Source organism: Actinocrispum wychmicini (assembly GCF_004345645.1).
Classification (GTDB): Bacteria; Actinomycetota; Actinomycetes; order Mycobacteriales; family Pseudonocardiaceae; genus Kibdelosporangium; species Kibdelosporangium wychmicini.
The window spans coordinates 514,209-538,883 of the sequence record NZ_SLWS01000001.1; the positions used below are offsets into that span (position 1 = coordinate 514,209).

25 protein-coding genes are annotated in these 24,675 nt (G+C 67.7%); 13 read left to right on the forward strand and 12 right to left on the reverse strand.

Features of this window, described 5'->3' with window-relative positions; all coding sequences use genetic code 11:
• Position 1 precedes the first annotated feature (1 nt).
• From EV192_RS57280 to EV192_RS02535, 4 genes are all read right to left on the reverse strand, one after another.
• Positions 2-580, reverse strand: coding sequence for a DUF2690 domain-containing protein (locus EV192_RS57280; protein ID WP_132110665.1), 579 nt, complete (start codon positions 578-580; stop codon positions 2-4).
• 169 nt (positions 581-749) lie between these two features.
• Positions 750-2,285 (reverse strand): glycosyltransferase family 87 protein, encoded by a 1,536-nt coding sequence (locus EV192_RS02525; protein ID WP_243726588.1) that lies wholly within the window; start codon positions 2,283-2,285, stop codon positions 750-752.
• 37 nt (positions 2,286-2,322) lie between these two features.
• The gene (locus EV192_RS02530; RefSeq protein ID WP_165960177.1) at positions 2,323-5,058 is read right to left on the reverse strand and encodes a transglycosylase domain-containing protein; all 2,736 of its coding nucleotides are present in this window, start codon (positions 5,056-5,058) and stop codon (positions 2,323-2,325) included.
• Positions 5,059-5,128: 70 nt separating this feature from the next.
• Entirely contained in the window at positions 5,129-5,533 is a 405-nt protein-coding gene (locus tag EV192_RS02535; RefSeq protein WP_165960178.1) for a DUF5318 domain-containing protein, read from the reverse strand.
• A 189-nt stretch (positions 5,534-5,722) separates the two neighbouring features.
• On the opposite strand from EV192_RS02535, the gene EV192_RS02540 reads away from it, so the two are divergent.
• The 8 genes from EV192_RS02540 (at position 5,723) to EV192_RS02575 (ending at position 11,380) form a co-directional block, all read left to right on the forward strand.
• Positions 5,723-6,265, forward strand: coding sequence for a PadR family transcriptional regulator (locus EV192_RS02540; RefSeq protein ID WP_132112889.1), 543 nt, complete (start codon positions 5,723-5,725; stop codon positions 6,263-6,265).
• 45 nt (positions 6,266-6,310) lie between these two features.
• On the forward strand, positions 6,311-7,393 hold the full coding sequence (locus EV192_RS02545) for an inositol-3-phosphate synthase (RefSeq protein ID WP_132110671.1): 1,083 nt from the start codon (positions 6,311-6,313) through the stop codon (positions 7,391-7,393).
• A gap of 74 nt (positions 7,394-7,467) precedes the next feature.
• Positions 7,468-8,064: a Uma2 family endonuclease gene (locus EV192_RS02550; protein ID WP_132110673.1), complete on the forward strand. Its 597-nt coding sequence runs from the start codon at positions 7,468-7,470 to the stop codon at positions 8,062-8,064.
• A 107-nt stretch (positions 8,065-8,171) separates the two neighbouring features.
• Positions 8,172-8,645, forward strand: coding sequence for a sigma-70 family RNA polymerase sigma factor (locus EV192_RS02555; protein WP_243726589.1), 474 nt, complete (start codon positions 8,172-8,174; stop codon positions 8,643-8,645).
• Entirely contained in the window at positions 8,645-9,409 is a 765-nt protein-coding gene (locus EV192_RS02560) for a hypothetical protein (RefSeq protein ID WP_132110675.1), read from the forward strand. The genes EV192_RS02555 and EV192_RS02560 overlap by 1 nt, the downstream gene beginning before the upstream one ends.
• A 43-nt stretch (positions 9,410-9,452) precedes the next feature.
• Positions 9,453-9,944, forward strand: coding sequence for a SigE family RNA polymerase sigma factor (locus EV192_RS02565; protein ID WP_132110677.1), 492 nt, complete (start codon positions 9,453-9,455; stop codon positions 9,942-9,944).
• Positions 9,944-10,711, forward strand: coding sequence for a hypothetical protein (locus tag EV192_RS02570; RefSeq protein ID WP_132110679.1), 768 nt, complete (start codon positions 9,944-9,946; stop codon positions 10,709-10,711). The genes EV192_RS02565 and EV192_RS02570 overlap by 1 nt, the downstream gene beginning before the upstream one ends.
• A gap of 24 nt (positions 10,712-10,735) precedes the next feature.
• On the forward strand, positions 10,736-11,380 hold the full coding sequence (locus EV192_RS02575) for an SDR family oxidoreductase (RefSeq protein ID WP_132112893.1): 645 nt from the start codon (positions 10,736-10,738) through the stop codon (positions 11,378-11,380).
• Here the strand turns inward: EV192_RS02575 and EV192_RS02580 are convergent.
• The 6 genes from EV192_RS02580 to EV192_RS02605 form a co-directional block, all read right to left on the reverse strand.
• Positions 11,352-12,662, reverse strand: coding sequence for an amidohydrolase family protein (locus tag EV192_RS02580; protein WP_132110681.1), 1,311 nt, complete (start codon positions 12,660-12,662; stop codon positions 11,352-11,354). The two genes, EV192_RS02575 and EV192_RS02580, sit on opposite strands and share 29 nt — an antisense overlap.
• A 10-nt stretch (positions 12,663-12,672) precedes the next feature.
• Positions 12,673-13,674 (reverse strand): nitric oxide synthase oxygenase, encoded by a 1,002-nt coding sequence (locus EV192_RS02585; RefSeq protein WP_165960179.1) that lies wholly within the window; start codon positions 13,672-13,674, stop codon positions 12,673-12,675.
• 69 nt (positions 13,675-13,743) lie between these two features.
• On the reverse strand, positions 13,744-14,385 hold the full coding sequence (trmB, locus tag EV192_RS02590; RefSeq protein WP_243726590.1) for a tRNA (guanosine(46)-N7)-methyltransferase TrmB: 642 nt from the start codon (positions 14,383-14,385) through the stop codon (positions 13,744-13,746).
• Between the two features lie 100 nt (positions 14,386-14,485).
• Positions 14,486-14,992 carry a hypothetical protein gene (locus EV192_RS02595; protein WP_132112895.1) on the reverse strand — a complete coding sequence of 169 codons (507 nt, stop codon included), beginning with the start codon at positions 14,990-14,992 and terminating at the stop codon, positions 14,486-14,488.
• Between the two features lie 428 nt (positions 14,993-15,420).
• Positions 15,421-16,185 carry a hypothetical protein gene (locus EV192_RS02600; RefSeq protein ID WP_132110687.1) on the reverse strand — a complete coding sequence of 255 codons (765 nt, stop codon included), beginning with the start codon at positions 16,183-16,185 and terminating at the stop codon, positions 15,421-15,423.
• Positions 16,182-17,120 (reverse strand): ABC transporter ATP-binding protein, encoded by a 939-nt coding sequence (locus tag EV192_RS02605; RefSeq protein ID WP_132110689.1) that lies wholly within the window; start codon positions 17,118-17,120, stop codon positions 16,182-16,184. Before EV192_RS02605 ends, EV192_RS02600 begins: the two co-directional genes overlap by 4 nt.
• Positions 17,121-17,337: 217 nt before the next feature.
• On the opposite strand from EV192_RS02605, the gene EV192_RS02610 reads away from it, so the two are divergent.
• Entirely contained in the window at positions 17,338-17,883 is a 546-nt protein-coding gene (locus EV192_RS02610) for a TetR/AcrR family transcriptional regulator (RefSeq protein WP_132110691.1), read from the forward strand.
• The gene (locus EV192_RS02615; protein ID WP_132110693.1) at positions 17,876-18,766 is read left to right on the forward strand and encodes an SDR family oxidoreductase; all 891 of its coding nucleotides are present in this window, start codon (positions 17,876-17,878) and stop codon (positions 18,764-18,766) included. Before EV192_RS02610 ends, EV192_RS02615 begins: the two co-directional genes overlap by 8 nt.
• 1 nt (position 18,767) lies before the next feature.
• On the opposite strand, the gene EV192_RS02620 is transcribed toward EV192_RS02615, so the two are convergent.
• Positions 18,768-19,424: a response regulator gene (locus EV192_RS02620; protein ID WP_132110695.1), complete on the reverse strand. Its 657-nt coding sequence runs from the start codon at positions 19,422-19,424 to the stop codon at positions 18,768-18,770.
• A gap of 9 nt (positions 19,425-19,433) precedes the next feature.
• Positions 19,434-20,591 (reverse strand): sensor histidine kinase, encoded by a 1,158-nt coding sequence (locus EV192_RS02625; RefSeq protein WP_132112897.1) that lies wholly within the window; start codon positions 20,589-20,591, stop codon positions 19,434-19,436.
• Positions 20,592-20,720: 129 nt separating this feature from the next.
• Here EV192_RS02625 and EV192_RS02630 point away from each other — a divergent pair, with 129 nt between their 5' ends.
• Genes EV192_RS02630 through EV192_RS02640 form a run of 3 tightly spaced genes read left to right on the forward strand, consistent with a single transcriptional unit; the run spans position 20,721 to position 24,662 of the window.
• Positions 20,721-22,280 carry a dynamin family protein gene (locus EV192_RS02630; protein ID WP_165960180.1) on the forward strand — a complete coding sequence of 520 codons (1,560 nt, stop codon included), beginning with the start codon at positions 20,721-20,723 and terminating at the stop codon, positions 22,278-22,280.
• Between the two features lie 7 nt (positions 22,281-22,287).
• Positions 22,288-22,758, forward strand: coding sequence for a nucleotide exchange factor GrpE (grpE, locus tag EV192_RS02635; RefSeq protein ID WP_243726591.1), 471 nt, complete (start codon positions 22,288-22,290; stop codon positions 22,756-22,758).
• Positions 22,755-24,662: a dynamin family protein gene (locus EV192_RS02640; protein ID WP_132110697.1), complete on the forward strand. Its 1,908-nt coding sequence runs from the start codon at positions 22,755-22,757 to the stop codon at positions 24,660-24,662. Before grpE ends, EV192_RS02640 begins: the two co-directional genes overlap by 4 nt.
• The last annotated feature ends 13 nt before the right edge of the window (positions 24,663-24,675 follow it).

The following is a 24,675-nucleotide window of genomic DNA, read 5'->3' on the forward strand; positions in this document are numbered from 1 at the left end:
GTCAGTACCATTGAGTACATTCGTAGTCTGCGTCATTTCTGCCCCCATCAGGGGAAGGATCGACCGGAGTATTGGTGGGACGAGTCGTACTGCACGCCTTGACTGAGTTGTTCCAACTCACCATGGGCGTGGCGGAACCAGTGCCTGACCCGATTCGCAGAAAGAAAACTTGTTCGACAAACCCGAATTGACCTGTGTACCAGATCTGAAGACCGCAGGACGCGCCCGTGCCGGAACAGTTTCCGAAGAACTCTGACCATGCGGCCCGACATGATGGTGAGTAATAGAGAAATATGCCGAGAAGATCTCCTGGGACAGACTGGTAAAGTACCTGCCTGTCGGCGTTACACCCCATCGATTGGGGTGTCTTTCCGGTGCATGTGTCCCATGTGCAGCCAACGGCAAGCGTCGTGTTGTCGGCTGGTGAAGTTTTCGCGACGCCCTTTTCTTTGCTTGCGAGGGCTATCGTTGTGGCCGGCTGCTCGATGCGTCTCTCGACAGCGACTGTTCGGGGAGAAATTGGTTCTTGTGGAACTGTCGAAGCCGAAAAAATTGCCGTCAACAGTAGTCCAAAGACCATGGAAAACAAGGTTCTAAACCGCAACTTTCCTCCTGATTGCAACAATAGAAGGTCAGCGGGAAACAGTTCACCCCAGCATGTCAAAGTTGGAAAACCTTGAACGCAATCATTAGATTGATTCGGCTGTCCATAGTCAATAGTCCGAACAGTGCCGCTGGCCCAGGTGCCGTTACAGGGTGTGATCGGTGCTGGTCGAGCGTGCGACAGGCGACCGGCCCAGCCGGAATACGTCCGGCGAACGGTTGAACACTCCGCCCGCGGGGTCGTCGTCGCCGAACTTGCGGACCAGGTCGCGTTCCGGGTGGTAGATCTCGTAGACGACGAGCGCGCACAGGCCGACCACGACGACGTCCCGCAGCAGCACGAACCCGAGGAACCACTCGATCGGCAGACCTTTGTGGTCGACGCCGAGGTAGTACATCATCCGCGGGAACCACACGAGGGCGTCCACGAACATCCACGTCAACAGCACCTTCCAGCGCGGGATCGCCAGCACGGCCAGCGGCACCAGCCAGAGCGAGTACTGCGGGCTCCACACCTTGTTGACCAGCAGGAAGGACGCGATCAGCAGGAACGCGAGCTGGGCGAACCGTGGCCGAACCGGCGCGGCCAAGGCCGTCCATGCGATCGCCAAACAACAAGCCAGGAAGAGCAGTGCGGTAACGATGTTGAGCGCTGTCGGCGTCTGCAGCGCGCGCAGGTTGCCGTCGAAGCCGGGCCAGCCGCTGTACTCGGAGATCGCGTTCCAGATCGAGTCGATGTCGGCGGGCCGGATGGTGTTGCGCCGGAAGAACTCCCACCAACCGGTCGGGTAGGCCAACGCGATCGGCGCGTTCACCGCCAGCCACGTGACGAGTGTGGCGACGGTTGTTCGTTGCCATTCCCGGAGTTTCCCGGCGCGTAGGCACAACACGAACAAAACGCCCAGTAGGAACAACGGATAGAACTTCGTCGCGACACCCAGGCCGAGCAGAATCCCGGCCAGCACTGGTTTCTTGCGGGACCACGCCAGGATCGCGGCCGCGGTCGCCGCCGTGGCCAGCGCGTCGAAGTTGGTGTACGCGTGCACCAGGATCAGGGGTGACGCGGCGACGAGAAGCGCGTCCCAGGGACGTCGTCGCGCGATTCGCGCGGTCGCCCACACCGTCACCAGCCACGCCAGGGCCAGGAAGAAGGCGGTGATGTTGAAGTACACCGCGACCGGAAGCGCCTGCAGCAGGCCCATGTCCAGCCAGCCGGCGGTCAGTTTGGCGTTCACCCACTGGAACAGCCCGGCCAGCACCGGGTACTCCATGTACCGGGTCTGCTGGGTCGGTTTGCCCTTGTCCTCGACGAAACTCGTCTTGTACGGGAACGTGTCCGGCCGGTCGAGCTGTTCGGCGCCGTACAGCGGGACGACGTCGGTATAGCACATCGTGATGTACGGCCGTTGCGTCCGCCAGTCCAGCTCGAACTGGCCTTGGGAGTTGGTGAACTGCTGGATGCAGGCGACCTTGCCGAACCAGCTCACGGTCAACGCGAGGACCGCGATCAGCAGGGCGAACCGCAGCGGCGTCCAGAACCACTGACGGCCCACCTGGGCGTGTTCGCCGAGTGGGCCGCCGATCGGTCTCGCCGCGCCACGCCCGAGCGGTCCGGTCAGTGTGGGGGCGACTCGCTCGGCCAGGTCGAGCGAGTCGGTGTCACCGGAGTGGTCGGGCTGCACGGGCAGATGCTACGGGTGTCGGCATGGCCTGTGTCGGCTAACCACCGCTGTTGCCCGAGTCGCCGTTGTTGCCGCCGCCTCCGCCTCCACCACCGCCGCGTCCCGGTCCGCTCGGGTTGCCTGTGCCGGGAAGCGTGATCGGCGGCGTCGTGTGGGACTTGGACGACGACGGCGGCGAGGAACTCGAGGACGACTGCTGGGGCTGCGACGACTGCTGCACGGAACTCTGCTGCTGTTGCGACGAGTCCTGCTGTTGCTGCCGGGACGCCGCGATGCTCGACTGGGTGTCCTCGACCGACTTGCCGATCGCCTGGTACGGGCCGAAGTCGGCCTTGTCCTTGCCTTTGAGGTAGGCGTTCATGAACGCCTGCCAGATCGGGCCGGCCAGCTTGGAACCGTAGACGGCCTTGCCGTTCTTGTCCTTGACCGGGCTGTTGTTGTCGGTACCGACCCACACTGCCGTGGAGATCTGCGGCGTATAGCCGACCATCCAACCGGCGCAGTTGTCCGCTCTGGTGCTCTTGCCCTGGACCTCGGGGCATCCGTGCGTACCGGTCTTGCCGGCACACAGCCGGTTGTCGGCGCACGGGACCTTGGAGGAGGCCGGGATGGGCAGCAGGGACTCGGTGACGTTCCTCGCGATCATGGCGTTGTTGCCTGGGTCGTTCGCGTTGAACGCGGGTTTGGCAGCCGCCTCGGCGTCCCCGTCGTAGACGACCTTGTTGTTGTCGCTCGGGTCGGTGACCTGCGCGACCAGGTGCGGGGTGCGTTTGATACCGCCGTCGGCGAAGGTCGCGTAGGCACCCGCCATGTCCACAACACGAGCTCGGTACATGTCACCGCCGATGGCGATGTTCAAGTTCGGCTTCGAGCCACCGTCAGGACTGCTTTCGAGCGGGACGTTTTTCTTGTTGTACGGGACGTTCGTCGGGATGCCGGCCTCGATCGCGGCCTTCGCCACGGCACCTGTGCCGACCGTGTTGAACGCGATGTCGGCGAACACGGTGTTGATCGACAGCTTCATGGCCTCGGCGACCGTGCACTGGGTGGCCACCTTGCACGTCTCGCCGTCCGAGTTGCTCATCTTCGTGCTGCCGAACATGCGAGGTGTCGAGCCGTCGTAGATCTCGCCGAGTCCCTTGCCCTGGTGGAGCAGGGCGACCAGGTCGAACGGCTTGAACGACGAGCCAGGGTTCTGCCAGGACTGGCTGGCGTAGTCCAGGCCGTTGTTCTCCTTGTTGTACCCGTAGTAGGCGATGGCCCGGCCGGTGTTCGGGTCGACCGCGACCAACGCCTGCCGAAGGTACTCCGGCTGGCTGTTCATGACGCTGTCGATGGCGTCACCGGCCATCTTCTGGGCCGCCGGATCGACGGTGAGCTTGATGGTGTAGCCGGAGCGCTGGATCTGGTCTCGGGTGATGCCGGCATTGTCCAGCTCACGCAGGGCCGCCTCCCAGACCAGTCGCTGGTCCGGGGTCAGCTTGGTGTTGCTGCCCTGTGCCGAGTCGATCGGGATGGGGGTGGGGAACTTCGCGGCCCTGCGCTCCTCCGGCGTGGCCCACTTGTTGTCCACCATCTTGTCCATCACGTAGTTCCAGCGTGTCTCCGGGTAGCTCGCGTCCTTCAGCTCCCGGTTCGGGCTCTGGATGACACCGGCCAGCACCGCCGCCTCGACCTTGGTGACGTCCTTGAGGTCCTTGTTGAAGTACGCCTTGGCCGCCTCGGCGATGCCGTTCGCGCCCCGGCCGAAGTAGATCGTGTTCAGGTAGGCCGTGATGATGTCCTGCTTGCTCATCGTGTTGGACATCTTGTAGGCCTTGACCACCTCGGTGGCCTTCCGGGTGAGGGTCGGCGACTCGTCCTCGGTGGCCTTCTTGACGTACTGCTGCGTGATGGTCGATCCACCGCCGGTGTTGCCGGTGATGTTCTTCCACACCGCGCGGAGGATGCCGGAGATGTCGAAGCCCGAGTTGGTCTCGAAGGTGGCGTCCTCGGCCGCGTACACCGCGTGCAGGACGTCCGGCGGGATCTGGTCGTACGACACCAGCGTCCGCCGGCCGCCGGGCGCGAACGTGGTGAACGGCGACCCGTCGGCCCACTGGACGGCGACCGTCTTGGACAGTTTCTCGGCGAGCGCGGCCGGGTTCGGCACGTCGACCATCTGGTACATGATGAAGAACGCGATGATCGGGCCGATCAGCATCAGCGCGAAGAAGACGTACGCGGTCCGCCGGATCCGGCGCCAGATCTTCTTGCGGCGCTTGCGGCGGAGTTCCGCCTCGGACTCCAGCGGCTCGTTGTAGGCGCTGTCCGGATCGTCGTACTGGTCGTCGAACTCCCGATGGGTGAGCAGCTCAGGCTCGGCCGCGGCCCGGTTGCGTCCCTCCAGCGGCGACAGCATGTCCGTGGGCTGCTCGGCCGGGTTGCCCGGGGCCCGCACCATCTGCGTCTGCATCTCGTGCGGCGGAACACCCGGCGGCGGTCCCATCCGGCCACCCGGCGGCGGTCCCATCGGCGCGCGGGGGCCAGGCGGGCCGCCAGCACCCGGCGGCCGGCCAGGCGGTCGGGGCGCGCCACCCCGCGGCGGACCGGCCTGCCGCTCCGGCGGCGTCTCGGTCGGCCACTGCGGCTGGCCCTTCGACTGCGCCGGCGCGTCGTCGTCGTCATCGAACGACGGAGACCAGAACCCGGTGCTCTCCTGGGGCTGTTCGTGCCGGCGCCCGCGGTCCGGGTCGTCGCCCGTCGGCCATTGCGGGTTTCCGTGGTCGTTCACTAATACGCCTTCCAGACGTCCGCGAGCTCGCGGAGCAGCCTGCAACGGAACAAGTGCGAGTGCAACCGCCTCATTCCGCCGCTGTCCTCCTGCGTGGCTTGCCGGAACGCAGACCGCGCGTTCCCAAGACGTATGACTGCACTAGGTGGTTCCATGAACATGTGCGGCAAACTTCTACCGCATACACGGTGAACTCCTCATAGAGGTTCGCCAGCTTGGCGAGTTCCTCCGGGGCCCGGGCCGACCCGGACGCGTGCTTGAGCTCGTCACCGTAGATCCACGACACCAGGGTCAGTGGCTCCTTGCGGCAGACCGGGCAGGTCACGTCGGTCGGCTGCCCGTGGAACTTGGCAGCTCGGAGCAGGTACGGACTCGCGTCGCAGACCTCCGCGGTGCCAACGCGGCCGGAGTAGACCTCCGCGAGCAGCGCACGGCGCTGCAACGCGTAGTCCACGACCTGACGTTGGGTTCGCACAGATCACAGCGTACGGGTTGGGGCAGGTCGACCGTTGGTCCGTTCGGCCCACACGGTCGGGCGCGGGCCTGCCACCAGGGAACTGTCGGCATGGTGTCGATTGCCACAGCCGAAGGAGTTGGACGAGCGCGCGATGTATCGCGACGATATAGTCGGACGGTAGATCGAGTGACCGGTGAGGAGGTCTCAGTGCTGGAGTTCGCGATCCTCGGACTGCTGCACGAGGCCGCCATGCACGGCTATGAGCTGCGCAAACGCCTGTTCGATCTGCTCGGCACCCTGCGCACGTTCTCCTACGGGTCGCTGTACCCGACGTTGCGTCGGCTGCAACGCGCCGGCCTCATCGTCGAGGAAGAACCGGACGAGAACCGCGCGTGGGGCCGACGGGCCAAGCGCGTCTACAAGCTCACCGCGGACGGCAAGGAACGGTTCGCGGACATGCTCGCCGACGCCGGTCCCCAGACTTGGGACGACGAGGGGTTCGGCGTCCACATGGCGTTCTTCTCCCGGACACCGGCCGAGGTCAGGATGCGAATCCTGGAAGGTCGTCGACGGCGGGTGGAGGAGCGTCGGGAAGGGCAGCGATCCCTGCTCGCCAGGGCCGGTGAGCAGATCGACCGGTACACCCGGGAACTGCACCGGATGGGCCTGGAATCGAGTGAGCGCGAGGTGCGTTGGCTCAATGAGCTGATCGCCAACGAGCATGCAGAGCAGGACGGCGGCGCGAGCTAGCTCCCGACCGCCCCTGAACCAGCCAGAAAGAGAAGGAGAACCGGCATGGGCCGAAGCGTCAAAGTGGCTGTCGTCGGCGTCGGGAACTGTGCCGCGTCGCTGGTGCAGGGCGTCCACTACTACCGCGACGCCGATCCAGCCACCCGCGTGCCCGGCCTGATGCACGTGCGGTTCGGCGAGTACCACGTCGGTGACGTCCAGTTCGTGGCCGCGTTCGACGTGGACGCCAAGAAGGTCGGCCGTGACCTGTCCGAAGCCATCGTGGCCAGCGAGAACAACACGATCAAGATCTGTGACGTGCCCCCGCTCGGCGTGACCGTGCAGCGCGGCCACACCATGGACGGCCTGGGCGAGTTCTACTCCGAGATCATCACCGAGGCCGACGAGGAGCCGGTCGACGTGGTGAACGTGCTCCGGGAATCCGGCGCCGACGTGCTGGTCTCCTACCTGCCGGTCGGCTCGGACGAAGCGGACCGCTTCTACGCCCAGTGCGCGATCGACGCCGGCGTGGCCTTCGTCAACGCGCTGCCGGTGTTCATCGCCTCCGACCCGGTGTGGGCCGAGAAGTTCCGCGCGGCCGGTGTCCCGATCGTCGGCGACGACATCAAGTCCCAGGTCGGCGCCACCATCACCCACCGCGTGCTGGCCAAACTGTTCGAGGACCGAGGCGTCGAGCTGCTGCGGACGTACCAGCTGAACTTCGGCGGCAACATGGACTTCATGAACATGCTGGAGCGCAAGCGCCTCCAGTCGAAGAAGATCTCCAAGACCCAGTCGGTGACCTCGCAGGTACCGCACGAGATGGAAAAGGCGGACGTACACATCGGCCCGTCCGACCACGTCCCCTGGCTGGACGACCGCAAGTGGGCCTACGTCCGCCTGGAAGGCCGCGCCTTCGGCGACGTCCCCCTGAACATGGAGTACAAACTCGAGGTCTGGGACTCCCCCAACTCGGCCGGCGTGATCATCGACGCGGTCCGCGCCGCCAAGATCGCCCTCGACCGCGGCATCGGCGGCCCGATCGAGTCCGCCTCCTCCTACTTCATGAAATCCCCGCCGATCCAGTACTCGGACTCGGAGGCGTTCGAAGCGGTGGAGAAGTTCATCCGCGGCGAAGTCGAAGGCTGAGTCACGACGGATGTGGGGCCAGCACGCTGGCCCCACATACGGCACAATCTGAGCATGGAACTGGGAGGTGGATGATGGCGGTTGAGGCCTTCGCGCCCGACTTCGACCCGCTCGTCGAGTTCTACGGGATGTGGAACACCGAGCTTGCCGAGCTTTACCTGCCACTTCCGAATGTGCCGATGATCGGCAAGTACGAGTGCCTGGACGGCTACCTGATCATGAGTCCCCGTGAGGGCACCCCGAACAGCTATGCGACTGTGATACTCGGCAGTCTCCTGATCGAACCGGCGCGTGCCGCGGGATTCCGCGCCTACTCGGCGGTGAACATGGGGTTCTATCCGAACCGTTGGATCGAGCCTGATCTCACGGTCCTCAATGCGCCGACCAAGGGCTTGACCTGGGTGCCTGCCGACAGGGTGTTGATGCCGGTCGAGTTTGTCTCGCCGTCCAGCCGTCGCCGGGATCGGCTCGACAAACCCGCCCTGTGCGCTGACGCGGGCGTTCCCTACTTCATGCGGGTGGAGATCAACAAGTACGACGCCCATGTCGAGCTCCTGAGGCTCGATGGCGACAAGTACGTGATGCACGCCAAGGCCCTTTCCGGCCAGCAGTTTGAGACCGAGTTGCCGTTTCCGCTCTCCTTCGACCCGGGTGTGCTGCTTGAGTCGTGAGTCACCCCTAAGTCGGCGTTACTAAACCGTCGCTCGTTCGGGGACGTCGTCGGCGTGTGAGAGCGGTGGTTGCCGGCTCCGTGGCCGGACCGTCCAGAATGGACGCGATGGCTGGGTTTTCGGCGCTGTTCGACGAGTCCTTCGAGGCGATGAAGCGACTCGCGTTCCTGCTTGGCGCCGATGACCCGGAGAACATCGCGCAGGAGGCGTTCGTCCGCCTGCACGACCGGTGGCACACGCTCTACGACGACAACAAGGCGCTGCCGTACCTGCGGGCCATGGTGGTGAATCTCAGCCGGTCCCGGCTGCGGCACCTGCGGGTGGTCCGCAAGACGCCGCCGGATGTGATGCTCGACGAGTTGTCGGCGGAGGCGCACGCGCTCGCCCGGCAGGAGCACCTGCGGATCAGGGAGGCGCTGGGCAAGCTGTCCCGGCGGCAACGGGAAGTCCTTGTCCTGCGCTACTGGCTGGATCTGGACCAGGCCGCGATCGCCGAGACGTTGGGTGTGGCGGTCGGCACGGTGAAGGCGACCACGTCCCACGCGATGACGAACCTCCGTAAGCACCTGGAGGAGGCGTGATGGACGAGCTGGAGCAGCGGCTGAGCTCGGTTCTCACCGAGATGGCCGAGGGGGTGCCGCCGAGCCCGAACGCCTGGGTCGAACACCAGCGTCGGCTGGCCAGGAAAAGCCGGCGGGCACGACGCCGGCCGGCGATCCTCGCGGCCGCGGCGGCCGTCGCCGTGACGTTGGTTCTCGTCCCGTTCCTGGTCGCGAACGGTCATGGCGGGCCTGAGCTGACTGTGGCTCAGCCGTCGCCGCCCGCGACGTCGTTCACGCCGAACGCGCCGCAGAGAGACGGCCGGTCCGCGCCGACCTACCAGCCAAGCCCCGGTGAGGTCGTCCTCACCCAGCCGTTCAGCCTGCTCGACGAACGGGTGGGGAACGTCGAGTTGGTCACGTACGTGTACACCGTGCAGGGCTCGGACGGGCATCGGATGGTGTGCTCGGTGCAACAGCCGACCAGCCTGGGCACGGTGATCAACGGGTCGGCCGCACAAATGCGAACGTGCGCGACGATGAAGCCGCCATCGAACGGCAGGTACCTGATGGCCCAGATGCCTGTGCAGAGCGCCCACTACCAGGGCGTTTACGTGTACGTGGCGGCCAGGCCGATCGAACGGACCATTGTCAGGCGCGCCGAGGGCGGCCTGGTGACGGCCAGCACCCGGATGTCCGGCGACCAGTTCACCGTGTTCTCGGTCCAGCTGGATTCGCCGGCGGCACCGGCCGCGTACTCCCTGTTGGGGGCCGCGCCGGCCTATCCACGGATGGAGGACGGGTAAACCTTCCCGGGAGGTGAGGCGTCAGGTTCACGTGAGAGCGGTTATGACCGGGACGTCCGGCATGGCAGCGTTCTCCGCGCTGTTCACAGAGTCGTTCGAAGCGATGAAGCGGCTCGCGTACCTACTGGGTGCGGACGACCCGGAGAACATCGCGCAGGAGGCGTTCGTCCGCCTGCATGATCGCTGGCACACGTTGTACGACGACTCGAAGGCGCTGCCGTACCTGCGGGCGATGGTGGTGAATCTCAGCCGTTCGCGGCTGCGGCACCTCAAGGTGGTGCGGCGGACGCCGCCGGATGTTCTGCTGGACGAGTTGTCGGCGGAGGCACACGCCCTCGCCAAACAAGAACATGGACGGATCAGGGAGGCGCTGGGCAAGCTGTCGCGCCGACAGCGGGAAGTACTTGTGCTGCGCTACTGGCTGGACCTGGACCAGGCCGCCATCGCCGAGACCCTCGGGGTCGCGGTCGGGACGGTGAAGGCGACCACGTCGCACGCGATGAACAACCTGCGCAAGCACTTGGAGGAAGGGTGATGGACGAGCTGGAGCGCCGGCTGCGCTCGGCACTCACCGACATGGCCGGGGAGGTGCCACCGAGCCACAACGCCTGGGCCGAACAGGAGCGACGGCTGGCTCTGAAAAGTCGTCGAACGCGCCTTCGGCCGGCGCTCCTTGCGGCGGTGGCGGCGGCAGTTGTCGCGCTCGTCGCCATCCCGGTGATCATCCTCAACTCCCGGTCGTCCGCCCCGGTGGACCACGCGGCCATCCCCACCGCGACCCCGCCGGAAAGCTCCGAGTCGTCGGCCAGCCCGCCGGTGAAGACTTTCCCCCAGGTGAACGGTTACAGCTACCAGAGCATCCCGGGCGAGACGCTGTTGACCCCGCCCACCTGGCTGGACAACCTGCAACAGGGTAGGAGCATCGTCGGGTACGTCGTGAACAGGGAATCTCTCGGCGGTCCCGCGTGGTGCTACGCCGTCGTCACGCAGGGCGGCCCGGTCAACGGTCCGAACCAGCAGGGGGCGGCGACGTGCCAGCCGATCAAGCCGGCCGGCAAGTCGCTGTTCTGGTCGCAGACCCAGATCCCGGACACGGACACGCCGGGCGTCTTTGTGTTCGTGACGGGACCGCAGGTCGACAACATCCTGGTGCGCCGCGGCGAGGGCGACGGCTATCGGCAGGCGTACACCTTCGGCCGGACGCAGGACTTCGCGGTTCTGATGGTGCAGATGGCGTCGGACCGCCTGCCGAAGGCGTACACGGCCCGGGACAAGGACAACAAGCCGCTCGAGAGCAAGTAGTTTGGTCGCGTGGCGAAGACGGCGATGGTGACGGGCGCTTCCGGTGGCATTGGCGGCGCGGTGGCCAGGGTGTTGGCCCCGACTCATGATGTGTGGCTGGGCGGGCGCCGGCCGGTGGCTGGGCCTGGCCGGCCGTGGCCGGTGGACCTGCTGGACTTCGACTCGTTCCCAGAGCTGACCAAGGACATCGAGACGTTGGACGTGCTGGTGCACAGCGCCGGCACGGTCGAGCTGGCCCCGCTCGCCGACCACAGCGTCCAGACCTGGCGGGACACGTTCGACCTGAACGTGGTCGCCGTCGCCGAACTGACCCGCGTGCTGCTCCCGCAGCTGCGGCGCGCGAACGGCCACGTCATCCTGATCAACTCAGGCTCGGGCATCCGGGCCAACGCGAACTGGGGCGCGTACGCGGCCAGCAAGTTCGCTCTCCGCGCGTACGCCGACGTCCTGCGTGCCGAGGAACCGGACATCCGGGTGACGAGTGTCTTCCCCGGCCGGACCGCGACCGAGATGCAGCGGAAGGTGCGGACGGCCGAAGGCGGTGACTTCCGGCCCGAGGACTACCTCAGCCCGGAGACCGTCGCCGCGGCCGTGCTGCACGCGATCACCACACCCGGCGACGCGCACCCGACGGAACTGGTCATCCGGCCGCGAGCAGCCGCTGGGTGACGGCCCCGGCCATGGCCTGCGCCTCGGCCCGGTCGACCATCGTGGTCTCCCCTTCGCTGACCACCTGGTCGCCCGCCACCCACACGTCCCGCACCTGGCGCGCGCCGGCGGCCCAGACAAGGTTGGACAGCAGTTGCGCGTCGGGCACGTCCAGCCCGCCCGCGAACGCCGGCGCGTCCGGGGACACGTGCACGACGTCGGCCCACCGGCCGGTCTCGAGCGCACCGATGTCGTCCCGGCCGAGCACGGCCGCGCCGCTTCTGGTCGCCATCAGCAGCACGTCGGCCGCGACCAGCGCGGCTGCGTCCATTGTGGATAGACGGGTGAACATGGCGGCCAGCCGCATGTCCTCCCACAGGTCCAGGTCGTCGTTGCTGGCCGGCCCGTCGGTGCCGATCCCGACCGCGACACCGGCGTCCCGCAGCGCCCGCACCGGCGCCATCCCGGACGCCAGCTTGGCGTTGGAACCCGGGCAGTGCGCGACCCCGACGCGGTGCTCGGCGAACAACGCGATGTCCGCTTCGGACAGATGGACGCTGTGCGCGGCCACCACGCGTCCCCCGAAGAACCCGATGGAAGCCAACAACTTCGGCACCGAACCGTGTGCGTCCCGCACCGCCACGTCCTCAAGAGCGGCCTCGGCGACGTGGATGTGCATCAAGGCGTTCCGCGAGTGCGCGGCCTCGGCGATCTCGGTCAACACCACGGGCGACAGCATGTACGCCGAATGCGGTCCGTAGCCCAGTTCGATCCGGTCGCCCGGCCCGTAGCGCAGGCCGTGCGAGTCGATCAGGCCGTTCATGACGTCGAGCAGCTTGCGCCACTGGAACCCGGGCGCCTCGATGATCCCGCCGGTCAGCACCGCCCGCGCGCCCGTCTCCAGCACCGCCCGCGCCAGCTCGTCCAGGTGGAAGTACATCTCCAGGCTCGTCGTCACGCCGCCGCGCAGCATCTCCACCGACCCCAGGAGCATCCCCGCGTACATGTCCGCGGCGGTCAACTGGGCCTCGGCCGGCCAGATGACGTCCTGCAGCCACCGCAGCAACGGCAGGTCGCCGCCCATCCCGCGAAGCACGGTCATCGGCGTGTGCGCGTGCGTGTTGATCAGTCCTGGCAGCAGGATTCCAGGCAGTGCGGTGATCACCGCCTCGCCGGGCGCCTCGCTGACCGGTCCGACGAACCCGATCCGGCCGTCTTCCTCAATGTCCACAACGGCGTCCCGCAGTACCGAACACGCGGGGTCACAGGGCAGAACGATCGGAGCATGGAGCCGTTGACGCATGCCGTGGAAGTTACCCCAGGAAAGTGGGGGAATAGCGGTCGGTGTGCTGCGGAATCGGTTGGGCGTCGCGGGGCGCAATGCTCACCCCCGCGGCGCCGAACGAGTGCAGTACCGCCCGGTCGAGTTCCAGAGCGGCACGTTCTCGCCACAGCGATCCCTCGTCGGCGGTGTCCAGCCCGAGGTGTTCGGCGATCACGCGACCGAACCCGTATCCCCGGTCGTCGCCAAGTGCTTCCGCGCCAATGGCCGAGGACGTGTAGATCCCGTTGAACACGGCCGGATACCGCACGCCGCCGATGGACAGCTGCTGCGACCGCGCGCCGACCGCGTGCCACCGCAGGCCGAGCCGCACGAACCAGGGGAACGCCGGATGTTCGAGCGGCACCTCACGCACCACGTCCCGGGGGACCCCGAACAGCCGGACACCGTGTTCGGAATCCCGGATCACCAACGGAAGCAGGTCGTACGCGCTGCGCGCGGTCGGCGGACGCCAGCCCAGCCTGCGGACCGTCTCGGTGAATGCGACATGCCGCCGGTCCCCGATGATCTGGCCGTGCTGGGCGTATCCGGCGTACCGGATGACCTGCTCGTTGATCAGTCGTGGACTGTCCGGCGCGAACACCGTCACCGCAGGCCGGACGCGGCCCTTGCCCGCGGAGAGACGCAGGTGCTGGACACACCCGGTGGCGACCTGCGCGGCTTCATGCGTGGCCCGCATGTCCCGGACCAGCAGGTCGCGCCACGGGATGCCGCCGAGGTAGACACCGCAGGCGCGCAACGCGATTCGCGCGCCATACGCCAGCTCACCACGCGTGTGCTGGTACGTCCCGGTCGACAGGACCTGGGTACGGACGGCGGCCAGCCGGGCCCGCACATGGCCGGCCCGTGGCCGGGCTGAGTGATAGCGGTGCAGGAACTCCGCGGCCGCGTCAAGCAGTTCATCAGGAGGTGGGGGTGGGAGCCCGCTTTGCGGGGTCGGAATGTGGCTGGATAACGAACGCAGGGCGGTCACGTGTGTGCTATCGGCCGTTCGCCCCAGTCGGCTCAACTACCTGGACGGGTACTGCCGCGAACGGTCGGACTACTGAGGGTGTCTCCGTTCGAAGATCAGGTCGCGGACGACCCGGCCTTCGGTACGCGCGCGCGACTCGAACTTGGTCACCGGCCGCCATTCCGGCCGAGGCGCCCACGACGCGTGGACGTTCCGGAGCAACGGTTCCGCGGTACAGACCGCCGACATGTGCTCCGCGTAGTGCTCCCAGTCGGTCGCCATGTGGAACCGTCCACCCGGGACGAGCCGGGACGCGACCAGCGCCGCGAACTCACGCTGGACGATCCGTCGCTTGTGGTGCCGTTTCTTGGGCCAGGGATCCGGAAAGTACAGCCGGACCTCGGCCAGCGAGTCGGGCGCGACGTGCTCGGTCAGCAGGACGACCGCGTCTCCGCGCAGCAGGCGGAGATTGGCCAACCCGAGCTCGGTCGCCCGCATCATCAACTGCGCCAGTCCCGCTTGGTACACCTCGACAGCCACATAGTTGCTGTCCGGCACGGCCGACGCGAGCTTGGCCGTGGTCTCGCCCATGCCGGAGCCGATCTCCATGATCACCGGCGCGGTGCGGCCGAACCAGCCGGAGATGTCAAGCGGCCCTGATGGCAGCTCAACGACGTCACGCCCGAGCTGCGACCAGTGCCGCTCCCATGCCCGCTCCTGGCCGACAGTCATCCGTCCGCCCCGCTGGACGTAGCTGACGACAGAGCGCCTGTGTAGCTGTTGTTCCACGAACGAAACCTAGTGCCCTGAACCGGAGGTCCGGTTCAGGGCACTAGAAGACCGACTCCCAGCGGGCGAGGTTGGCCCGCAGGTCGGCCAGCCCGCGCACGGCGAGCGGGTCCGGTGTCTTGCCGGTGCCGTGCACCGGGTAGATGTCCAGCCAACCGGGATGCCGGTCGGTCAGGATCAGGGTGGTCGGGATCGCCGGACCGTCGACCCGGCGTTCGGACGGCATGTACTCCCAGTACCCGGTGTCGCCCTCGGTGCTCCACGGTACGAACACCCAGCCAGGACGCGCGTCGAGCAGCTTGCCGACGCGGTCCTCCAACAGGAAACCCTCTGACCGGGAGCTCAGCGCCCCGGCCGCGAGCGCCCGCAGCCACCACGGCGCGGGGAGTTCGGGGTCCACTTCGGCGGCGCTGCGGTACAACGTCAGCACCTGGTCCTCGGGGGCGCGGTGAACCCACGCCCGACGTGTCTCCGACGGTCTGACCGCGGACGCGATGGATGAGAGCACGGCGTGCGGCTCGATGGCCTGTGACCATTCGAGCGCGATCATCGGCTCCACTCGTAGTTCTCTGCGGCCGTTCTCGTTAGCACCGCCGTTGTGGTTGGTCGGCAATGCCGGCTCCGGCTGTCCGGTCGGCGCGCTCAAGTCAGCGACCGTCAACGTCCACCTCCGATGGTTCGTGACGGGGTCAACATCGATCAAGCGCTAGTCGAACATCGTTGTCCGCGGCGTGTGCGCCACCTCACAGCCTCTTAACGTGGTCTTAACTGGGCCGCATGCGCTAGATCGCTTCGTTACATACTCGCAAGTCCGAGGGGTGATCGCAACCGTCCGTGATCGGGCCAACAGTTGCTTCCCGTAAGGACATTTGCCGTTCGCGTCCCGGAAACACGAACCGGAGCCACCCCCCGACAGGTGGCTCCGGTCTCGTTCCCCCAGTCGGCGTGTCCCCGAGACGCGCCGATGGTTCTTTCGGTTCAGGCGTCCCGGCGCTTGGCCACCGAGACCGCGATGGTGAGCATCACGATCGCGAAGGCGGCGAAGTAGGCCAGTGCCCACCACGGGTCCAACGTGGAGGTCGACATCGACGGCCCACCCCCGGCGAGCTCGGGCGACAGGTCCGGGTTGCCGGTCAGGAAGCGGTTGGCGACGTTGAACGGCATCCACTGGTAGATCTTCGGACCGGCGGTCGGGATGAGCTGGATCAGCTTCTCGACCATCAGCGAGTACGCCAGCAGCACGGACACCGCACCGGCGGTGTGCCGGATGAGCGTGCCGACCGCGATCGCGACCACCGCGGCGAGCCCCGTCACCAGGCCGGTCCCGGCGACGTTGCGCCAGTCGGCCGCGCTGTTGATCGCCAGGTCGGCGCCGGGCCGCAGCAGCTTGGCCATGCCCCACGCGCCGAACGCGGCCAGCTCGCCGAGAACACCGGTGACCAGCGCGACGAGCGTGGTCTTGGCCAGCAACGCCGACGTGCGGTTGGGCACCGCCTGGAATGTCGTCTTGATCGTGTTGAACCGGTACTCGGTGGTGATCGCCAACGCGGCCAGCACCAGGATCACGGCCATCCCGAAGGTGAAGCCGAACTGCGTGCTCGGCACGTTGACCGAGTCGATGTCGTTGGACGTGCCCGCCATCAGCGCGCCGAAGCCGACCACGAGAGCGAGCGCCAGTGCCATGCACCACCACGGCGACCGGGTGGAGAAGAACTTGATCCGTTCGACGGCGAGCAGGGTCATCGGGTCACATCCATCAGCTGGTCGGCCGCCTCGGTGAGATCGGTGTGGTATTCGACGGAGTCGCCGGTGAGCTGCATGAACGCCTCTTCCAGCGAGCCGCGCTGCGGGCTGAGCTCGTGCAGGACGAGCTGGTTGGCCGCGGCGATCTCGCCGATCCGGGCGCTGTCCATGCCGGACACGACAAGCGCGTCCGCTTCGTCACGGATGGCGCTGGCCTCGCGGGCGATCGCGTCCCGCAGCTTGCTCAGGTGCGGGCTGCGCACCTTGACGGTGTTCTCGGTCGCCGCGTGGATGAACTCCTCGGTGCTGCTCTGCGCGATCAGCTTGCCGCGGCCGATGACGATGAGCTCCTGTGCGGTCAACGACATCTCGGACAGCAGGTGGCTGGACACGAACACGGTCTTGCCCTCGTCGGCCAGCCGGTGCATGAACCGGCGGATCCAGAGGATGCCTTCTGGGTCGAGGCCGTTCACCGGCTCGTCGAACAGCAGCACCTCCGGGTCGCCCAGCAGCGCCCCGGCGATGCCGAGCCGCTGGGACATGCCCAGCGAGAAGCCGCCGGCCCGTTTGCCGGCCACCGCGCTCAGTCCGACGACCTCCAGCACCTCGTCGACCCGGCTGATCGGGATCCGGTTGGACACGGCCATCCACTTCAGGTGCGCGTACGCCGACCTGTTGGGGTGTACCCACTTGGCGTCCAGCAACGCGCCGACCTTGCGCAACGGGTGGCGCAGCTCCCGGTAGGTCTTGCCGTCGATGAGCGCCTGGCCCGCGGTGGGGTTGTCCAGGCCGAGCATCATCCGCATGGTGGTGGATTTCCCGGCCCCGTTCGGGCCGAGGAAGCCGGTGACCCGGCCTGGTGGAACGGCGAAGGACAGATCGTTGACCGCGAGGGTCTTCCCATACCGTTTGGTGAGGCCCCTTGCCTCGATCATCGCCGCTCCTAGGTGAAAGACGGATACCCTCCCCGAACTGGACCCAATGGTGCCGGTCGGGCCGGTCCCACCGCGTCGTCCCGAGGTGCCACGTACAGGTCAGCTCAAGGTCGTAGGGTGACCCACTTTCCAGTCGTCCGCGATCGGTGAGGACCCCTACGTCACCCTGACAGGGGTAGGGCTGGCACCAGTTAATGAACTGTGATTCACTAATGGTGTGGCACGCCCGAGAACGATCACCGACGACCGGCTGCTGGCCGCGTTGGCGCAGGTCATCAACGACAAAGGGCCGGGTTTCACGATCGCCGACGTGGCCGCGAGGGCGGGTGTCTCGGTGGGCACGGTGGCCCAGCGGTTCGGTTCGAAGCACGGTTTGCTGAAGGCGCTGAGCCAGGCGGCGATCACCCGTGCGGTTGACGTGGTCCGCGCGGCCGCGCCCGGCGGTCCACGGGCCGCGCTCGTGGCCTTCTTCGGTGACCTGGACGACCCGGCGGCGGCCTCGCGCAACATCGGCCAGTTCGCCGTCGACCTGGCCGACCCGGAACTGCGGACGCTGCTCGCCGAGCTGTTCGCGACCCTCGTGGCCGAGTTGACCCCACTACTGCACGACTTGCCGGGCGCGCCGCCGCACGCGGCCCGCCTGCTGGTCTCGCTGGCGAACGGAACGGCGGTCGACTGGTCGATCCGCCCGCGGGGCAGCCTGGTGGACCGGCTCACCACGGACATCGACACGGTGCTGGACGGATGGAGGAAAGATGCCTGAGCTCGTCGCGGTGGTCGCCGGCGCGACCCGGGGATGCGGTCGGGGGATCGCGGTGGAGCTGGGCGCGATCGGCGCCACGGTCTACGTGACGGGTCGGACGACGCGCGACTCGGCCAGCCCAATGGGTCGTCCGGAGACCATTGAGGACACGGCGGACCTGGTGACCGAGGCGGGCGGCAAGGGAATCCCGGTCCGCTGCGACTTCACCGTCAAGTCCGATGTGGACGCGCTACGCGCCCGACTCGACCGGCTGGACGTGCTGGTGGACGACGTCTGGGGCGGAGATCCCTTCGTGGAGCACGAAAAGCCGTTCTGGGAGGCCGACCTGGACACCGCGGTGCAGGTCGTCCGCAACGGCCTGGAATCACACCTGACGGCGTTGCACGGCCTGCTACCCGTGCTGGTGCGGCAGGGTTCCGGCCTGGTGGTCGAAGTGACCGACGGCGACGACGACACCTATCACGGCGTGTCGGTTCCGTACTACCTGGTGAAGTCCGGCATCAGGAGAATCGCCCACGCCATGGCCACCCGACTGACGCCGCTCGGAGTGACCACGCTGGCACTGACACCGGGCTACATCCGCTCGGAAGCCATGCTGGAAGGCCGTGGCGTGACCGAGGAGACCTGGCGTGACGCGATCGTCCAGGACCCGCACTTCGCCATGGCCGAGTCACCGCGCTACGTGGGCCGCGCGGTCGCGGCCCTGGCCCAGGACCCGCACGTGCGCCGCTGGGCCGGCCGGTCACTGTCATCGTGGGAACTGATGCGCGAGTACGGCTTCAAGGACCTCGACGGAACCCAGCCCGACTGGGGCAGGTGGTTCGACGAGATCTACCTGACAGGCGAGGACGCGGCCACGGCGGACGCCGGCAGGTACCGCTGAGTCACGCCTCGCCGGGACGCACCAGACCTGTCTCGTAGGCCAACACCACCGCCTGCACCCGGTCGCGCAGGTCCAGTTTGGCGAGGACACGACCGACGTGGGTCTTCACGGTGGCCTCGGACAGGAACAGTTTCCGCGCGATCTCGGTGTTCGACAGTCCCTGGGCGATGAGCACCAGGACTTCGCGTTCCCGCTCGGTCAGCGCGTCCAGGACTGAGGCGTCGCGCAGTTCGCCGCCGGTGGTGCCGAGGAAACGGTCCAGCAGCCGGCGGGTCACGCTCGGTGACACCACCGCGTCGCCGCTCGCGACCGAACGCAGGGCCGCGACCAGGTGGTCCGGCGGGGTGTCCTTCAGCATGAACCCGCTGGCGCCGTTCTTCAGCGCGCTCAACGCGTACTCGTCCAGGTCGAACGTTGTCATCACGAGGACTTTCGCGGTGCCCGCCGAGGTGATCATCTTGGTGGCCTCGACGCCGTCGAGCACGGGCATTCGGACGTCCATCAGCACCACGTCCGGCCTCAGGTCCGCGGCGAGCCGGACGGCTGCCTCGCCGTCGCCCGCCTCGCCCACGATCTCCATGTCCGGTTGGGCGCCGAGCACCATCCGGAAGCCGACGCGCATCAGTTCCTGGTCGTCGACCAGCACCACCCTGATCATGTGCCCAACCTAGGTCCCCTGGATCGGGAGGACCGCGTGGACGTGCCAACCACCACCCGGGCGGGGGCCGGCGTCGAGGCTGCCGCCGAAGACGTTCGCGCGTTCCCGCATGCCGATCAGGCCGTTGCCGCCGGAGATCCCGACCAGCTGGTGCGGGGTGCCGAAGCCGTCGTCGGTGATGTCCAGTTCCACGTTCTCGCCGTTCCGGGTCACCTTCACCTGCGCGGAGGCGCCGGCGCCGGCGTGCTTCAGGGTGTTGGTCAACGCCTCCTGGACGATCCGGTAGATGCCGAGTCCGATGCCGGCGGGGAGGCCGTCGAGTTCGCCCTTCATCCGCAGCCGCACCGGCAGGCCGACCAGGCGCACCCGTTCGGCCAGGTCGTCCAGGGAGTTCGTGCTGGGCTGCGGGGTGCGCTCGTGCTCGTTGTCCTCGGAGCGGAGCACACCGAGCAGCCTGCGTAGTTCGGTCAGCGCCTCGCGGCCGGTCGAGGAGATCGTCTTCACAGCGCGTTCGGCCAGCTCGGGGTTCGTGCTGATGGCATAGCCGGCGCCGTCGGCCTGGACGACCATCACGCTCACCGCGTGCGCGACGACGTCATGCAGTTCGCGGGCGATCCGTGCGCGTTCCTCGACGACAGCGATCTTGGCCTGGTGATCGCGTTCGGACTCCAGGAGGCGCAGGCGTTGCTCCATCTCGTTGAGGTACGCCCGCCGGGCACCCACGAACTCGCCCAGCACCCAGCAGAACGCGAAGACCACCAGGACCACGATCATCGCGAGCCACATGCCGTTGCTCGGCTTCACCCGCCAGACGCCCCACAACGCGGTGCCGAGGAACGCCCACACCGCGTACACGGCAGCTTTGCGGCGGCCGACGTAGACCACCATCGTGTACAGCGCGATGCCTAGGGCGATGTCCGCCGCGCGGGCCACGTTCTCGTCGCCGGGTCCTTGTGTGAACAGCTGGAACGCGCCGGCGATGAGCACCAGGTAACAGGACAGCAGGGCGTGCCGTCGACGGATCACGATCGGCCCGATGATCAGGGCGTCGGTCACCACGTACAGCAGCCATGGCTGGGGTGTGAGGTCGCCGAGCAACGCGGGCAACTCCATCACCAGGAGCAACAGCGCGATAAGGCTGTCCCCGAACGTCGGGTGCTTACGCATCCAGAGACTCAGCCGTCGCACCCCACCAGCCTAAACTCCGGTTCAACCCGTCGGCGTCATTCCGCAGGCTGACCGCCGGTCCGACCGTGGGGGCAATATGCTCAGGTCGGACGACCTGAGGGGTGAAGTGTGACCACGGCGACTGATCAGCAACAGCATCTGGCTGGGCCGTTGTCGACAGCGGTGGCCAACCTGTGCGTCCGCCTGCAGCCGCAGGTGTCGGCACGGACGGCCGCGGGTTTCCGGGAGGTGCTGCGCCGGCTGTCCGCGCCGTTGCAGGTCGCGGTCGCCGGCCGGATCAAGTCGGGCAAGTCGACCCTGGTCAACGCCCTGATCGGGCGCCGGGTGGCACCAACCGACGTGGGTGAGTGCACCCGGCTGGTCACCCGGTTCCAGTACGGCACGGTCGACCGGGTGGAGGTCGTCTTCACCGACGGCCGCAAGCAGGTGCTGCCGTTCGACGTTGGCGGCATGATCCCGGCCACCCTGGAGGTGAACTTCGACGAGGTGTCCCACCTGGAGGCGTATCTCACCAACGCCGTCCTGCGGGACCTGACCGTCATCGACACCCCCGGCCTCGGTTCGCTGGACGCCGCGTCGGTGGCCCGGACCGAGCAGCTCCTGGGTGCCGCCAAGCACAGCAAGCCCGACGAGGACGGCTCCGACGAACTGGACGACACCTCGCGCAACGCCGTGGCGGGCGCGGAGGCCGTTCTGTACGTCGTGACGCAGGGCGTGCGGGCCGACGATCAGCAAGCGCTCGCGGCGTTCACCGCGGCGACCGCGAGCCGTGAGGCCGGACCGGTGAACGCGATCGCGGTCCTCAACAAGGCCGACACGATCGCGCCCGAGTCCGTCACCGGGTCCGACGGGGACGTGTGGAAGGCCGCGACCCTGCTCGCCGAGAAGCAGGCGTTGACGTTGAAGCCCCGGGTGGCGGACGTGATCCCGGTGATCGGCCTGCTCGCCGAGTCCGCCGAGTCCGGCGGGTTCACCTCGGCCGACGCGGACGCCCTGCGCCAGCTGGCCCAGCTCGACGACGTGAGCTGGGAGATGATGATGGTCGCCGCGGACATCTTCGCGACCTGGGAGTGTGACGTCCCGAGCGGCACCCGCGTGAAACTGCTGGAGAAACTGGACCTCTACGGCATCCAGTACGCGGTCGACGCGTTGCGTGCGGAGCCTGAGCTGACCGCGGGTGCGTTGCGCCGCAAGCTTCTCGACGCTTCGGGACTGGGCAGTGTGCGGTCCCGGCTCGACGCCGTGTTCCGCGCCCGCGCGGACGGCATCAAGGCCGCAGCCGCGCTGGCGTCCGTGACCGCTTTGGCGCAGGCGTCCGGGGATCCAGGTGAACGGCAGCGCGTGCACGACGCCATCGAGGTGCTGCTGGCCAAGCCCGAGGCGCACGCCCTGCGGATGTTGGAGGCGTTGACGCTGGTGACGTCGGGCGCGGTGGCCATGCCCGAGGACCTGGCCGAGGAGGTGCTGCGGGTCGGCGGCAGCGCGGACGTCGGCGAACAGCTGGCCATGACCGGCCGCCCGACCGGCGAGCTGGTCGCGTACTCCCTGGAGCGGGCCGGCTGGTGGCGGTCCTTCGCGTCGTTCGGCGCGACGCCGGCGCAGAGCCGGGTGGCGCACGTCGTGCACCGGGCTTATTTCCTTATCTGGCAGCAACTTAAGGGGCAGTGATCGAACGGTGGCTTCGCTCTTTCGACGGCCCGCACAGTCCACACCGGACAATCCGCCTGAGAACCCTGGACACTCGGACCAGACCGTCGAGGTCAGCGCCAAGATGATCGCGGACCTGGACGACGGAACCGTCCCGGCCGAGGAGCCGTCGGAGCCGGACGTGACCGAGGAACTGCTCGAACAGGCACTGACCGAGCGCAAGGCGCTGGTGCAGCTCTGCCTGTACGCCCTGGACCGCGCCCGCAGCCCCGGCGTGGTCGAACGCCTGGAACAGGGCCTGGCCGGGATCGGCGTGTCCGCGCTGCGGCCGGACGGTGCCGTGTTCGACCCGGCGCACCATGAGGCGGGCGGCACCGTCCCGACCGGGGACGCCGCCCAGGACGGCCTGGTCGCCGAGACCGAGGTGGTGGGCTTCGAGGACCGCGGCCAACTGCTGCGGGCGCCGATCGTGATCGTGTACAAGGCGCAGCAGTCATGAGCACGCCGACCAAGCAGCCGCTGAGCCTGCCCAAGCAGGTCGCGCAGCACCGCGAGGTCATGCTCGACCTGCTGCGGGACACCGCGCCCGAGTCGGCCAGGTGGGTCGAGGACCTGCGTGGCCGGCGTCGCCGCCAGCCGACCGTGGTGACCGTCGGCGAGACGAACCGCGGCAAGAGTTCCCTGGTCAACGCCCTGCTGAACCAGCCGGGACTGTCCCCTGTGGACGCTGACGTGGCCACGGCGACGTACCTGGTCTTCGGGCACGCCGACGAGTGGACGGCCCGCGCCTGCTATCCCGGCCAGCTCGCGCCGGTGCCGGTCGAGCTGAACCAGTTGATCAACTGGGTGTCGGCCGGGCACGAGCTGCCCGAGGGCCAGCTGCCGCCGCGGTACGTGGAGGTCGACGGCCCGGTCGAGCTGCTGTCCAAGATCTCCGTCGTGGACACCCCCGGTGTCGGCGGTCTGGATTCCGTGCACGGCGAGCTGGCCCTTGAGGCCGCCGCGAGTGCCACCGCGTTGATGTTCGTGGTCGACGCGTCGGCGCCGTTCACCGTCGGCGAGCTGAACTTCTTGAAGAACGTCGGCGATCGCGTGGAGACGATCATCTTCGCGCTGTCCAAGGTGGATGCGTACCGCGGCTGGCGGCAGGTGCTCGAAGCCGACGAGGCGCTGTTGAAGGAGCACGCGCCGCGGTTCGCCGGCTCGACCTTCTACCCGGTGTCGGCGCGCATGTACGAGATGGCCGCGAAGGCGCCGAACCCGGACGCCGGCGGCATGCTCCGGGAGCGCTCCGGGTTGCCGCTGCTCGCCGGGGCGCTGCAGGAGCTGGTGATCGGCAAGGCCGCGATGCTCGCCGAGGCCAACACCCTGCGGGCGATCGGCACGTCGCTGGACGAGGTCAAGGTGCGGCTGGCCGCCGAGGTCCGCGCGCTGACGACGGGTGCCGACGAGGCGAAGGTGCTGCGGGAGCGCAAGGAGGAGCTGACCGCCGAACGGAAGTCGTCGACGCGCGGCTGGCAGGTGCGGATGCGGACCGAGGTCCAGCGCTGCCGGATGGAGAACACCCACGAGGTCAGCCGCGAGATGCGGGACATGCAGACGTGGTTCCGACAGGCGATCGACGCCGCCGACAAGGACGCGCTGGCGAAGCTGCCCGCCGACGTCGACGCGGCACTGCAGGTGGTCTCCAGGCGGATCAGCAACTCGGTCGGCATGCGGCTGAACAAGATCGGCGACACCGTCCTGAAAGACCTGTTCACCCGCGAGGAACTCGCTGTCCTGCAGGCGCAGTACGCGCGCGCCGGACACCCGCCGGTGGTGCTGCGCACGCCGGAGAAGAAGCCGGCCACGTCCGAGGACAAGCTCATGGTGATGATGGGCGTCTCCGGTGGCGTCGGCCTGGGCAAGCTGGCGACCCTCCCCTTGGGAATCTTCGGCGCGGCCGCGGCCGGCACCCTCGGGGTGGTGGTCGCGCCGGTGACCATCGTGCTCGGCCTTGGCGCGGGCTGGTGGATCGCGAAGACCCGCAAGCACGCCCAGGAGAAGCAGCACATGAAGACCTGGCTGACCGACGCGATGGCGGACGCCCGGTCCACACTGGACCAGATGGTCGCCGACCAGCTGATCCAGGCCGAGCAGGAGCTGTCGCTGGCCCTGGACGACGCGCTCGGCCGGCGGATCGGCGCCATCGAGGAGGAGCTGCGCGAGGTGGACAAGGCCATGCGGCTGGGCGCGACCGAGCGGTCGAAGCGGCTGCAGGTGGTGAACAAACAGCTCGCGGATGTCGAATCGGGGAAGGAAACCGCGGACACGCTGCTGGCCCTGATCAGATCGGCTAAGGTCCGCGTGAGCACCCCTGGCGGTGACTCATCGGCCGCGCAGGGAACCGCGGCGGCCATCTGACAGTCCAATCGCT